This window comes from Mycobacterium sp. E2238, from assembly GCF_001672665.1.
Lineage (GTDB): Bacteria > Actinomycetota > Actinomycetes > Mycobacteriales > Mycobacteriaceae > Mycobacterium.
In genome coordinates, this window is the sequence record NZ_LZKF01000085.1 from 1 (window position 1) to 13,024 (window position 13,024).

Genomic DNA, 13,024 nt, shown 5'->3' on the forward strand with positions numbered 1-13,024 from the left:
CGAGGTGCTGCTGGTGCTCGACGCCACCATCGGGCAGAACGGGCTGGCCCAGGCGCGGGTGTTCGCCGAGGTCGTCGAGATCACCGGCGCCGTGCTGACCAAGCTGGACGGTACGGCCAAGGGCGGCATCGTATTCCGCGTCCAACAAGAGCTCGGGGTGCCGGTGAAACTGGTCGGGCTCGGGGAAGGTCCCGACGATCTGGCGCCGTTCGAGCCGGGCGCCTTCGTCGACGCCCTGCTCGGCTGAAACCCCTTACACGGCGAGCGGGACGTTAATACCGCCGAAACACGGTGGCCCCACTGCGGAAACAACCATTGCGCATGGTTCTCGCAGGCCACAGGCGTCGCCTGACGGCCATTCATGTCCGACCGGAGGTGAGCGAGTGGCATTCCCGCAATTGGGCCAACCAGACACAGGCGATACCGCCTGGATGTTGGCGAGTTCCGCGCTAGTGCTGTTGATGACGCCGGGTCTTGCGTTCTTCTACGGCGGCATGGTGCGCACCAGAAGCGTGCTCAACATGATCATGATGAGCATCAGCGCCATGGGCGTTGTGACCGTGCTCTGGGTGCTCTACGGCTACTCGATGTCGTTCGGTGACGACCGGGGCGGTGTCGTAGGAAATCCGACCGATTACTGGGGCCTGGCAAAACTTATCGGCGGCAACGCCGTCAAGGCGGACCCGAGCAAGGGCGTCACGCAGGTCGACATCCCGTTGGCCGGCACCATGCCCGCCACCGTGTTCGTGGCCTTCCAGCTGATGTTCGCGATCATCACCGTCGCGCTGATCTCGGGCGCGGTGGCCGATCGGCTCAAGTTCACCGCCTGGCTGGTGTTCGCCGGGCTGTGGGCGACGCTGGTCTACTTCCCCGTCGCGCACTGGGTGTTCGCCGCCGACGGCTTCGCGTCCGAGCACGGCGGGTGGATCAACAACAAGCTGCATGCAATCGACTTCGCCGGAGGGACAGCGGTCCATATCAACTCCGGTGTGGCCGGCCTGGCGCTGGCGATCGTCCTGGGCAAGCGCCGCGGGTGGCCCACCACGCTGTTCCGGCCGCACAACCTGCCTTTCGTGATGCTGGGCGCCGGCTTGCTGTGGTTCGGCTGGTTCGGGTTCAACGCCGGCTCGGCGACCACCTCGAACGGCTCCGCCGGTGCGACCTTCATGACCACCACAGTCGCCACCGCCACGGCCATGCTCGCGTGGCTGCTGACGGAGCGCATCCGCGACGGGAAGCCCACGACGCTGGGAGCGGCGTCCGGCATCGTCGCCGGGCTGGTGGCGATCACGCCGTCCTGCTCGTCGGTCAACGTGCTGGGTGCGATCGTCGTCGGCGCGGTGGCCGGAGTGGTGTGCGCGCTGGCGGTCGGGCTGAAGTTCAAGTTCGGCTTCGACGACTCGCTCGACGTGGTCGGGGTGCACATGATCGGCGGTCTGGCGGGCACTTTGCTGGTCGGCCTGCTCGCCGCGCCGGAATCCACGGCGATCAACGGTGTCGCAGGGGTGTCGAAGGGGTTGTTCTACGGCGGCGGCTGGGCCCAGCTGGAACGCCAGGCCGTCGGCGCCTTCGCGGTACTGTTCTACTCCGGCATCGTCACGCTGATCTTGGCCTTGATCCTCAAGTACACGATCGGGTTGCGTGTCCCTGCCGAAGAAGAATCAACCGGCATCGACGAGTCCGAGCACGCGGAGAGCGCGTACGATTTCGGGACGATCGGTGGGCAGGGGTCCGTTCTCCCGGCGGCGCGGATTCCGGTGGATGACCGCAACGGCCTGGAGGAGGACCGAGTGGGCGACAAGGTGGAGGCAGAGCAGGCATGAAGCTAGTCACCGCAATCGTGAAGCCGTTCACCCTCGATGACGTGAAGACCAGCCTCGAGGACGCGGGCGTCCTGGGCATGACGGTCAGCGAAATTCAGGGGTACGGGCGGCAGAAGGGCCACACCGAGGTTTACCGGGGTGCTGAGTACTCGGTGGATTTCGTGCCGAAGGTGCGAATCGAGGTCGTGGTCGACGATTCAATCGTGGACAAGGTCGTGGACAGCATCGTCCGGGCGGCGCGCACCGGCAAGATCGGTGACGGCAAGGTCTGGGTCACCCCCGTGGAAACCATTGTGCGAGTGCGCACGGGTGAACGCGGAACCGATGCCCTCTGACCGTGGCCCCAACTTGCTGAACCAGGCCGGGAGGGTATGACAAGCCCATCCGACAGGTCATCTGAAGCGGGGACAGGAAGCGCCGGCGGGGCAGCCGATTTGGCTGCCTCGCGGCGCCAACTGCTGTCGGAGGGCAGTCACCTCGGCGCCGCGGAGCTCCGGAAAGCCTGGCTGGAGCTTCACGAATCCTGGCTGGTCGCCAAGGCCGACGAGATCGGCATCGCCGATGGTAGCGGTTTCGCGATCGTCGGAGTCGGTGGCCTGGGCCGCCGCGAGCTGCTGCCGTATTCGGATCTCGACCTGATGCTGTTGCACGACAACAAGTCTGACGCGGAGTTGCAGCGGGTCGCCGACGGATTGTGGTATCCGTTGTGGGACGCCAACGTTCGGCTCGACCACAGCGTGCGGACGGTATCGGGCGCCCTCGGCGTCGCCAACAGCGACCTGGTAGCCGCGCTGGGCATGCTGGACGCCCGTCACATCGCCGGGGACGAGCGGCTGTCGGCGGAGTTGATCGACGGGGCACGGCGCCAGTGGCGCAGCGCAATCCGGTCCCGCATGGACGAGCTCGTTGCCATGACATATGAACGCTGGCAACGGTGTTGGCGCATCGCGCAGCGGGCCGAACCGGACCTGAAATCGGGGCGCGGCGGGCTGCGCGACGTCCAACTGCTCGACGCGCTGGGCGTCGCGCAGCTGATCGACCGCCACGGCATGGGCCATCCGGACGCGCCCGGCGGATCCCTGAACGCCGCCTACCTCACGTTGCTCGATGTCCGCACCGAACTGCACCGGGTGTCCAAGCGCGGACTCGATCAACTGCTGGCGCAGTTCGCCGACGAGGTCAGCGCCGCGTTGGGCGTCGGGGACCGATTTGCGTTGTCCCGCATGCTCTCCAGCGTCAGCCGCACCATCGCCTACCACGCCGAAACCGGCCTGCGGACCGCGCAGAACGCGCTGCCCCGACGCGGCCTCACCGCCTTGGTGCGGCGCCCGAAGCGGCGACCGCTGGACGAGGGGGTGGTCGAGTACGACGGCGAGGTGGTGCTCGCCCGCGACGCCCAACCCCAAACCGACGCCGGGTTGGTGTTGCGAGTCGCGGCCGCGTCGGCGGACACCGGCCTGCCGATCGGCGCCGGCACGCTCAAACGACTCGCCGACAGTGTCCCGGACTTGCCGTCGCCATGGCCGCGGGAGGCGCTGGACGACCTGCTGGTCGTGCTGCTGGCCGGGCCCACGGCGGTGAACACGATCGAGTCGCTGGACCGCACCGGGCTGTGGGGCCGCCTCTTCCCGGAATGGGACGCGGTGCGCGACCTTCCGCCGCGCGACGTCTCGCACAAGTGGACCGTCGACCGTCACATCGTCGAAACCACCGTCAACGCAGCCCCGCTCACCACCCGCGTGGCGCGATCCGACCTACTCGCGCTCGGCGCGCTGCTGCACGACATCGGCAAGGGGCGCGGCACGGACCACTGTGTGCTCGGCGCGGAATTGACCATTCCGATCGGCGACCGCCTGGGGCTGTCGGCGCAGGACACCGACACGCTCGCGGGCATGGTCCGCCACCATCTCCTGCTGCCGATAACGGCGACCCGAAGCGATCTCAACGATCCGAAGACCATCGAGTCGGTGGCCGCGGCCCTGCACGGCGACCCGCAACTGCTCGAGCTCCTGCACGCGCTGGCCGAGGCGGATTCGAAGGCCACCGGTCCGGGGGTGTGGAGCGACTGGAAGGCGTCGTTGATCGAGGACCTGGTCCGTCGCTGCCGGCTGGTGATGGCGGGAGAGCCGCTTCCGGAGGCCGCACCTATTGCGCCCCACTATCTTTCGCTGGCGGCCGGCCGCGGTGTGCACGTGGAGCTGCACCCCGGCGACCGCGAGCGTCTGACCGCGGTGATGCTCGCGCCGAACCAGCGCGGGCTGGTGTCGAAAGCCGCGGCGGTGCTGGCGGTGAACTCCCTGCGAATCCATTCGGCGTTGGCCAACATTCACGACGGCGTGGCGATCGTGGAGTTCGTCGTGTCTCCGGTGTTCGGCTCGCCGCCCGAATCAGGCTTGCTGCGCCAGCAATTCGTCGGCGCCCTGGCCGGGGACCTCGACGTCCTCGGCACGCTGGAGAGGCGCGACAGCGACGCGGTCAGCGCCGCCACGGCGCGGGCCGGTGAGATTCAGGCCGGGGTGCCCGTCACCCGGTCGACCGCCCCGCCGCGCATCCTGTGGCTCGACACGGCGACCGCCGGCCAGTTGATCTTCGAAGTCCGCGCCATGGATCGGTTGGGTCTGCTGGCGCTGTTGACCCGCGCGCTGGAACGCGCGGGATCCGACATCGCCTGGGCCAAGGTCAACACGTTCGGCTCCACCGCGGCCGACGTCTTCTGCGTGACGGTGCCGGCCCAGGGCGAGCGCGACGCGCGAGCCGCGATCGAGCAGAACCTGCTCGCCGTGCTGGGCGGCCCCACGGTCGAAGTGCTGCAGGAGCCGGTCGGCGACTAGCGGGCTCAGGCGTGCTCGGCGTTGAGACGCCGCAGGGCTTCGATGCGGTCCTGGATCTGCTCACGGGTCGCGGCGGCGATCGGTGGGCCCCCGCAACGACGGCGAAGTTCGCTGTGAATCCAGCCGTGCGGCTTGCCGGTGCGGTGATGGGTGGCCGACACCAGGGAGTTGAGCTCGCGGCGCAGCTCGCGCAGTTGGCCATGCATCGACGGGGGCCCCGGCACGGCGGCCGGCGCGCCCTGCGCGGCCCGCCGCTGGAGCTGCTCGTCCTGCCGGCGGTGCAGCAGCGCCCGCATCTGATCGGCGTCGAGCAACCCGGGGATGCCGAGGTAGTCGGCCTCCTCGTCGCTTCCGGCCGGCGCGGCCGTGCCGAACGACGACCCGTCGAAGATGACCTGATCCAGCTCCGCGTCCGCGCCCAGTGAGGTGAAGCCGTTGTCGGTCTCGGTCTTTTCGGTCTGCGTCCGGACGGCGGGATCACCGTCGAGGGGATCGTCGTCGGGGCGGTGCGGTTCCCCCAGCACGTGGTTGCGCTGCGCCTCCAGCTCGCTGGCGAGCTGCAGCAGGTTGGGGACCGACGGCAGGAAGATGCTGGCGGTCTCGCCAGCCCGGCGCGATCGCACGAAGCGGCCGATGGCCTGCGCGAAGAACAGGGGAGTGGAGGCGCTGGTGGCGTAGATGCCGACCGAGAGCCGGGGCACGTCGACGCCTTCGGAGACCATGCGCACCGCCACCAGCCACCGGCTGGTGCCGGCGGCGAATTCGCTGATGCGCGCGGACGATCCGGGATCGTCGGACAGCACCACCGTCGGCGCCTCCGAGGTAAGCCTCGTTAGCAGGGCGGCGTAGGCGCGGGCCGCGGTGCGGTCGGAGGCGATGATCATGCCGCCGGCGTCGGGCACGTGCTCGCGCTTCTGGCGCAGCCGCTGATCGGCGGCCGCGATCACCGCGGGCATCCATTCGCCCGCCGGGTCGAGTGCCGTGCGCCAGGCCCGCGCCGTGTGCTCGGCGGTCAGCGGCTCGCCCAGTCGCGCGGCGTGCTCGGCGCCGGCGCTGTCCCGCCAGCGCGCCTCCCCGGAGTAGGCCAGGAACACCACCGGCCGGACCACGCCGTCGGCGAGGGCCTCGGCGTAGCCGTAGGTGTGGTCGGCATGCGAACGGCGCACCCCGTCGGCGCCCGATTCGTAGGACACGAACGGGATGGGGCTGTCGTCGCTGCGAAAGGGCGTGCCGGTCAGGGCGAGCCGGCGCGTCGCATCGCCGAAGGCCTCGCGGATGGCGTCACCCCAGGTCTTGGCGTCACCGCCGTGGTGGATCTCGTCGAAGACCACCAGCGTCTTGCGCTGCTCGGTGCGCACCCGGTGCAGCGTCGGATGCGCCGCGACCTGAGCGTAGGTGACCATCACGCCGTGGTACTCGCCCGACATCAGGGCATGGGAGTTGGAGAACTTCGGGTCCAGGGCGATGCCGTGCCGTGCGGCGGCCTGGGCCCACTGCACCTTGAGGTGCTCGGTGGGCACCACGACTGTGATTTGCTCGACGACACGCTGGCTGAGCAGTTCCGCGGCCACCCGCAAGGCGAAGGTCGTCTTCCCGGACCCCGGGGTCGCGACGGCCAGGAAGTCGCGCGGTTGGCCGGCCAAATATTTGACCAACGCCCGACGCTGCCAGCCACGCAGCGCCCGGCCGCTGTCGTCGACGGAGCTCTCCGTGCGAGCGAGCGGTTGCACGGACATTTCCCCCCGTTTTGTTGTAATTGTCGACGCTGCCGGCGTGGTGAAGCGGTGGACGTGAAATCTAGCACGCCAACACTTTTCGGCGCAGTAACGACTCGGATGCGGTTACCGTGGCGCGCCCGCGAGGTCGCGGGTTTGCAGCCACCCGTGGATGCGTTGCGCGACGTCAGCCCATCCCGGCTCGAGCATCATGTTGTGACCCATCGGGAAGAATTCCGGTTCGGTCGCATACGCGCGCGCCGTGGCGCGCACATCGCCGACGCTGACGAAGCCGTCGTACTCCGCGCCGAGGACCAGCATCGGCGTGGTCACCCGCCGGGTTCTGACGCGGCGGACCATCGGATCGGTCATCGCGGCGCGGATGCTCTCGGCCCCGGCGCGTTGTCTGCAGGATTCGACGACCGCTTCGGGCGTGTCGGCGCAGAAGAGGTACTCCCGTGCCAGCGCCGGGGTGGCGAGGAATTTCAGCAGCGTGGGGTCGCTCCAGGCTTCCATCGTCATCGATGGCCGGCGACGCCAGACGCGCACCGCCAACCTGAGCACGCCCTGCGGAGGCACGGAGCCGACCAGGACTGCCGCCGGGGCGCTGCGCGTTTCGAGGTGGCGCTGGATGACGAAGCCACCCAGCGAATGGCCGATCAGTACGGGGCCGCCGCCCAGTTCGTCGGCCACCGAACGGAGGTCGTCGATGTAGTCCGCGATGGAAACCTTCTGCAGCGGCTTGGTCGTCGGGCTGCCGCCGTGTCCCCGCAGGCTCATCGCGACCGCGCGGTAACCCGCTTCGGCGAAGAAGTCCAGGAAATGCTCCCAGCACCACGCGCCGTGCCAGCCGCCGTGCACGAAGAGCAGCGGCACCGGATGGTCCCGGCTGCACGATCCTTTGTCGATCACCTCGAGCATGTCGACCATTCAAACCCGTTCGCCGGTTTGGCGAGACTGAAACTACGCACACCTTTACCGGCGTGTCGGGTGCGTAGTTGCAGTGTCGCGGTCGACGGGCGGCGCTAAGCCGGCCGCGCTTGCAGTACCACTAGGCTGGCGGGGTGTTTGAATCGCTGTCCGACCGGTTGACCGGTGCCCTTCGGGGCTTACGCGGCAAGGGTCGACTGACCGACGCCGACATCGAGGCCACCACCCGCGAGATCCGGCTGGCGCTGCTGGAAGCCGACGTGTCGCTGCCCGTGGTGCGCGCGTTCGTGGGCCGGATCAAGGACCGCGCCCGGGGCGCCGAGGTGTCCGGTGCCCTCAACCCGGCGCAGCAGGTCGTCAAGATCGTCAACGAAGAGCTCATCGGCATCCTGGGTGGCGAGACCCGCCAGCTGGCCTTCGCCAAGACGCCGCCGACCGTGGTGATGCTCGCCGGTCTGCAGGGTTCCGGTAAGACCTCGCTGGCCGGCAAGCTGGCCGCCTGGCTGCGCGGCCAGGGGCACACCCCGCTGCTGGTGGCGTGCGACCTGCAGCGGCCCGCCGCGGTGAACCAGCTGCAAGTCGTCGGTGAGCGCGCCGGGGTGCCGGTGTTCGCGCCCCATCCCGGCGAGTCCCCCGAGTCGGGGCCCGGCGACCCGGTCGCCGTCGCGGCCGCCGGTCTCGCCGAAGCCCGGGCCAAGCACCACGACGTCGTTATCGTCGACACGGCCGGCCGGCTGGGCATCGACGACGAACTGATGGCCCAGGCCGCGGCCATCCGCGACGCCGTCAATCCCGACGAAGTGCTGTTCGTGCTGGACGCGATGATCGGCCAGGACGCCGTCACCACCGCGGAGGCGTTCCGCGAGGGCGTCGGCTTCACCGGGGTGGTGCTGACCAAGCTCGACGGTGACGCCCGCGGTGGTGCCGCGTTGTCGGTCCGCGAGGTGACCGGCGTCCCAATCCTTTTCGCCTCCACCGGCGAGAAGCTCGAGGACTTCGACGTCTTCCACCCCGACCGGATGGCCAGCCGCATCCTGGGCATGGGCGACGTGCTGAGCCTGATCGAACAGGCCGAGCAGGTCTTCGACGCCGAGCAGGCCGAGGCCGCCGCGGCCAAGATCGGCACCGGCGAGCTGACGCTGGAGGACTTCCTCGAACAGATGCTCGCCATCCGCAAGATGGGTCCGATCGGCAACCTGCTGGGCATGCTGCCAGGGGCCGGACAAATGAAGGACGCGCTGGCCCAGGTCGACGACAAGCAACTCGACCGCCTGCAGGCCATCATCCGCGGCATGACGCCCGAAGAGCGGGCCGACCCGAAGATCATCAACGCGTCGCGGCGGCTGCGCATCGCCAACGGGTCGGGCGTCTCGGTGTCCGAGGTGAACCAGCTGGTGGACCGCTTCTTCGAGGCCCGCAAGATGATGTCGTCGATGCTCGGCGGCATGGGCATCCCGGGAATGGGTCGCAAGTCGGCGACCCGAAAAGCCAAGGGCGGCAAGGGCAAGAAGGGCAAGAAGGGCGGTCGGGGCCCGACGCCGCCCAAGGCCAGGAACCCGCTGAGCGCCGGGATGCCGGGCATGCCGGCGGGGTTCCCCGACCTGTCGCACATGCCCGAGGGCCTCAACGAGCTGCCGCCCGGGCTGGCGGACTTCGACCTGTCCAAACTCAAGTTCCCCGGCAAGCCGTGACGATCGCGAGCGCGGCGAAGCCGGGCGAAGCGGATCGTCACCATCGGGCCGGCAAGAATTAGCAGCGCCGTGCGCATGCACGTGCGAGGTGTCGGGCTGCCGGACGAGACCCCAACCGAGCTGTGGATCGTCGACGGGCGCATCAGCACCGAACCGGTCGCGGGGGCCGACACCGTCTTCGACGGTGGCTGGGTCATTCCCGGCCTGGTGGACGCGCATTGCCACGTCGGACTCGGCGAGCACGGAGAGATTCCGCTGGACGAGGCGATCGCCCAGGCCGAGATCGAGCGTGACGTCGGTGCGCTGCTGTTGCGAGACTGCGGCTCACCCACCGACACCCGCAGCCTCGACGACCACGAGGATCTGCCGCGCATCATCCGCGCCGGAAAACATCTGGCCCGGCCCAAGCGGTATGCGGCGGGATTCTCGCGCGAGCTGGAAGACGAGTGGCAACTGCCCGAGGCGGTCGCGGAAGAGGCGCGCCGCGGCGATGGCTGGATCAAGCTGGTCGGCGACTGGATCGATCGCAGCGTCGGCGATCTCGCCCCGCTGTGGTCCGACGACGTGCTCAAGGCCGCCATCGACACCGCGCACGCCCACGGCGCACGGGTCACCGCGCACGTCTTCAGCGAGGACGCGCTGCCGGGGCTGGTCACGGCCGGCATCGACTGCATCGAACACGGCACCGGCCTCACCGATGACACCATCGCGCTGATGGTCGAGCACGGAACCGTCCTGGTCCCCACGCTGGTCAACATCGTCGAGAATTTCCCGGGCATCGCCGATGCCGCCGCCGCGAAATATCCGACCTACGCCGCTCACATGCGCGACCTGCACGCTCGTGGCCTGTCGCGGATCGCCGCGGCCCGCGAAGCGGGCGTGCCGATCTACGCCGGCAGTGATGCCGGCACGATGGTCGCGCCCGGGCGCATCGCCGACGAGATCGAGGCGCTCAAGGGCATCGGATTGAGCCCCACCGATGCATTGGGCGCGGGGTGCTGGGACGCCCGTCGCTGGCTGGGCCGCCCCGGGCTCGATCACGGCGCGTCGGCCGACCTGCTCTGCTACGCGGACGACCCGCGGTCGGGCCCCGCCGTCCTGCACCGTCCTGACCTGGTGATTCTGCGCGGCAAGGCGTTCCGTCCCCCGGCCTAGCCGGCGCGGGGCCGACGAAGCGGACACGCCGGCCAGAAAAGATTGCGAGTGCTTGCTATCTATGTTACGGTCCGTGTCACCACGACGACTGGAGGCAAAAGTGGCTTACGACGTGATCATTCGCGACGGGCTGTGGTTCGACGGCACCGGCAGCGCGCCCCAGACCCGCACGCTGGGCATTCGCGACGGCGTGGTGGCCGCGGTGTCGGACGGGTCGCTGGACGAGACGGGGTGCCCCGAGGTGATCGACGCCGCCGGCAAATGGATCGTGCCGGGCTTCATCGACGTGCACACCCACTACGACGCCGAGGTGCTGTTGGATCCGGGTCTGCGGGAGTCCGTGCGGCACGGTGTCACCACCGTGTTGCTGGGCAACTGCTCGTTGTCGACGGTCTACGCCAGCTCCGAGGACGCCGCCGACCTCTTCAGCCGGGTCGAGGCCGTGCCGCGCGAATTCGTCTACGGCGCTTTGCAAAACAAGACCTGGTCGTCCGCGGCCGAATACATCAAGGCGATCGACGCCCTGCCGCTCGGGCCGAATATCGGCTCGCTGCTTGGCCATTCGGATCTGCGGACCGCGGTGATGGGCCTCGATCGGGCCACCGACGCCACCGTGCAGCCCACCGACGCCGAAGTGGAGCGGATGGCGGCCCTGCTCGACGAGGCGCTCGACGCCGGGGTGCTCGGCATGTCGGGGATGGACGCGGCCATCGACAAGCTCGACGGCGAGCGTTTCCGGTCGCGGGCGTTGCCGTCCACCTTCGCGACCTGGCGCGAGCGGCGCAGGCTGATCAGGGTGCTGCGCAAGCGCGGCCGCATTCTGCAGAGCGCCCCCGATGTGGCCAAGCCGTCGACCGGGATGCTCTTCTTCCTGGCGAGCAGCCGAATCCTCAACCGAGGCAAGGGTGTTCGCATGAGCATGCTGGTGTCCGCCGATGCCAAGTCGATGCCACTGTCGGTCTACGTCTTCGGCCCGGGCACCCGTCTGCTGAACAAGCTGCTGGGGTCTCAAGTGCGCTTCCAGCATCTGCCGGTGCCGTTCGAGTTGTACTCCGACGGAATCGATCTTCCGGTCTTCGAGGAGTTCGGCGCCGGGACGGCCGCCCTGCACCTGCGGGACCAGTTGGAGCGCAACGAATTGCTGGCCGACAAGGAATACCGCCGGAAGTTCCGCAGGGAGTTCGACCGGATCAAACTCGGGCCGTCGTTGTGGCACCGCGACTTCCACGACGCGGTCATCGTCGAATGCCCCGATGAGTCGTTGATAGGCAAGAGCTTCGGGGCCATCGCCGACGAGCGCAAGCTGCACCCGCTCGACGCGTTCCTGGACGTGCTCGTCGAGAACGGCGAACGCAACGTCCGGTGGACGACCGTCGTGGCCAACCACCGCCCCAAGCTGCTCAACGCGCTCGCCAACGAGGGCAGCGTGCACATGGGCTTCTCGGACGCCGGCGCGCACCTGCGCAACATGGCGTTCTACAACTTCCCGGTCAAGCTGCTCAAGCGGACCCGGGACGCACAGCGGGCCGGCGCACCGTTCATGTCCATCGAGCGCGCGGTGCATCGCCTGACCGGCGAATTGGGGGAGTGGTTCGGCGTCGACGCCGGCACGCTGCGGCAGGGCGACCGCGCGGACTTCGTGGTGATCGACCCTGCCGGTCTCAACGAAGCGGTGGAGGGCTACTACGAGGACGAGGTGCCGTTCTACGGCGGCCTGCGGCGCATGGTCAATCGCAACGACGACGCCGTCATCGCGACGGGCGTGGGCGGCGCGGTCGTCTTCCGCGCGGGCCAGTTCCGCGACGGCTACGGCCGGACCGTGAAATCCGGCCGCTATCTGCGTGCGGGCCAGCGGCACCGGGACCGGAGCGCCCTGAAAATCGGAGGCTGACGTGGCCAGAACCCAGCAGCAGCGTCGGGAAGAGACCGTGGGACGGCTTCTCGACGCCTGCATCGACACCATCATCGAGGTCGGATACGCCCGGGCGTCGGCCGCCGTGATCACCAAGCGCGCGGGGGTATCCGTGGGCGCCCTGTTCCGGCACTTCGAGACGATGGGCGACTTCATGGCGGCCACGGCATCCGAAGTGCTGCGTCGTCAGCTCGAGACGTTCACCAAGCGGGTCGCCGAAATACCGGCCGATCGGCCGGCGCTCGAAGCCGCCCTGGCGATACTCCGTGACATCACCGCCGCCCCGAGCAACGCCGTGCTGTACGAACTGCTCGTCGCGGCGCGCACCGACGAAAAGCTCAGGGCCACTTTGCAAACCGAGCTGCGCCAGTACTCGGCGAAGATTCACGACGCCGCCCGTACGCTGCCCGGAGCCGAAAGCTTCCCCGAGGAGACGTTCCCGGTCCTGGTCGCGTTGCTGACCAACGTGTTCGACGGGGCCGCGGTGGTGGAGGGGGTGCTGCCGCAGCCGCAGATCGCCGAGCAACGGATCCCGATGCTGATGACGCTGCTGTCGGCGGCGGCGCCGGACGACGGCCCGGCGGAATAGCTACAGCGAGCCGATGCTGGACTGCGGGCTTTGCGCGAAACCCCAGTCGAACAACGTCGCCGCCTGGTCCCAGTACGTCGGTCCGCCCTCTTTGATCAAGCCGTACATCATGGCGATGACCAGCCGGCGGCCACCGCGGGCGGCGGCCCCGACGAACGTCTTGCGGGCCGCGTTGGTGAACCCGGTGTTCGCGCAGATCACCGCGGAGCCGTCGGCGATGTTCCCCGGCGATAACGGCGATCACCCGATCACCAACCAGGACGAGCTGTTGCAGCGCTACCCCGGCGCGATCGGCGGCAAGACCGGGTTCACCAACGCGGCCCGCAAGACGTTCGTCGGGGCCGCCGCCCGCGGTGGCCGCCGGCTGGTCATCGCTGC

General features: G+C 69.0%; 10 protein-coding genes and 2 pseudogenes. 9 read left to right on the forward strand and 3 right to left on the reverse strand.

Features of this window, described 5'->3' with window-relative positions:
- The 4 genes and pseudogenes from A5711_RS07045 to A5711_RS07060 all read left to right on the forward strand — a co-directional run.
- A pseudogene (locus A5711_RS07045) lies at positions 1–247 on the forward strand (signal recognition particle-docking protein FtsY); the annotation flags it as partial.
- A gap of 184 nt (positions 248–431) precedes the next feature.
- Positions 432–1,823, forward strand: coding sequence for an ammonium transporter (locus A5711_RS07050; protein WP_067944912.1), 1,392 nt, complete (start codon positions 432–434; stop codon positions 1,821–1,823).
- Positions 1,820–2,158 carry a nitrogen regulatory protein P-II gene (gene glnB / locus A5711_RS07055; RefSeq protein ID WP_066952569.1) on the forward strand — a complete coding sequence of 113 codons (339 nt, stop codon included), beginning with the start codon at positions 1,820–1,822 and terminating at the stop codon, positions 2,156–2,158. Before A5711_RS07050 ends, glnB begins: the two co-directional genes overlap by 4 nt.
- A 36-nt stretch (positions 2,159–2,194) precedes the next feature.
- Positions 2,195–4,654, forward strand: a complete 2,460-nt coding sequence (locus A5711_RS07060) for a [protein-PII] uridylyltransferase (RefSeq protein ID WP_082975668.1) — start codon at positions 2,195–2,197, stop codon at positions 4,652–4,654.
- A 5-nt stretch (positions 4,655–4,659) separates the two neighbouring features.
- On the opposite strand, the gene A5711_RS07065 is transcribed toward A5711_RS07060, so the two are convergent.
- Entirely contained in the window at positions 4,660–6,390 is a 1,731-nt protein-coding gene (locus A5711_RS07065; RefSeq protein WP_067944916.1) for a DEAD/DEAH box helicase, read from the reverse strand.
- Positions 6,391–6,495: 105 nt separating this feature from the next.
- Positions 6,496–7,290, reverse strand: coding sequence for an alpha/beta hydrolase (locus tag A5711_RS07070; RefSeq protein ID WP_067944930.1), 795 nt, complete (start codon positions 7,288–7,290; stop codon positions 6,496–6,498).
- A gap of 143 nt (positions 7,291–7,433) precedes the next feature.
- Here A5711_RS07070 and ffh point away from each other — a divergent pair, with 143 nt between their 5' ends.
- The 4 genes from ffh (at position 7,434) to A5711_RS07090 (ending at position 12,646) form a co-directional block, all read left to right on the forward strand.
- On the forward strand, positions 7,434–8,990 hold the full coding sequence (ffh, locus tag A5711_RS07075; protein WP_067944918.1) for a signal recognition particle protein: 1,557 nt from the start codon (positions 7,434–7,436) through the stop codon (positions 8,988–8,990).
- Positions 8,991–9,065: 75 nt separating this feature from the next.
- Complete coding sequence (locus A5711_RS07080) at positions 9,066–10,145, forward strand: amidohydrolase family protein (RefSeq protein WP_156744816.1); 1,080 nt, start codon at positions 9,066–9,068, stop codon at positions 10,143–10,145.
- 61 nt (positions 10,146–10,206) lie between these two features.
- Entirely contained in the window at positions 10,207–12,036 is a 1,830-nt protein-coding gene (locus A5711_RS07085) for an amidohydrolase family protein (RefSeq protein WP_067944926.1), read from the forward strand.
- Position 12,037: 1 nt separating this feature from the next.
- Complete coding sequence (locus A5711_RS07090; RefSeq protein WP_067944928.1) at positions 12,038–12,646, forward strand: TetR/AcrR family transcriptional regulator; 609 nt, start codon at positions 12,038–12,040, stop codon at positions 12,644–12,646.
- Here the strand turns inward: A5711_RS07090 and A5711_RS26125 are convergent, their stop codons facing one another.
- Positions 12,647–12,847 carry a hypothetical protein gene (locus tag A5711_RS26125; RefSeq protein WP_369806125.1) on the reverse strand — a complete coding sequence of 67 codons (201 nt, stop codon included), beginning with the start codon at positions 12,845–12,847 and terminating at the stop codon, positions 12,647–12,649.
- Here A5711_RS26125 and A5711_RS07095 point away from each other — a divergent pair.
- Positions 12,804–13,024 (forward strand): annotated as a pseudogene (locus A5711_RS07095) (D-alanyl-D-alanine carboxypeptidase); the annotation flags it as partial. The gene A5711_RS26125 and the pseudogene A5711_RS07095 sit on opposite strands and share 44 nt — an antisense overlap.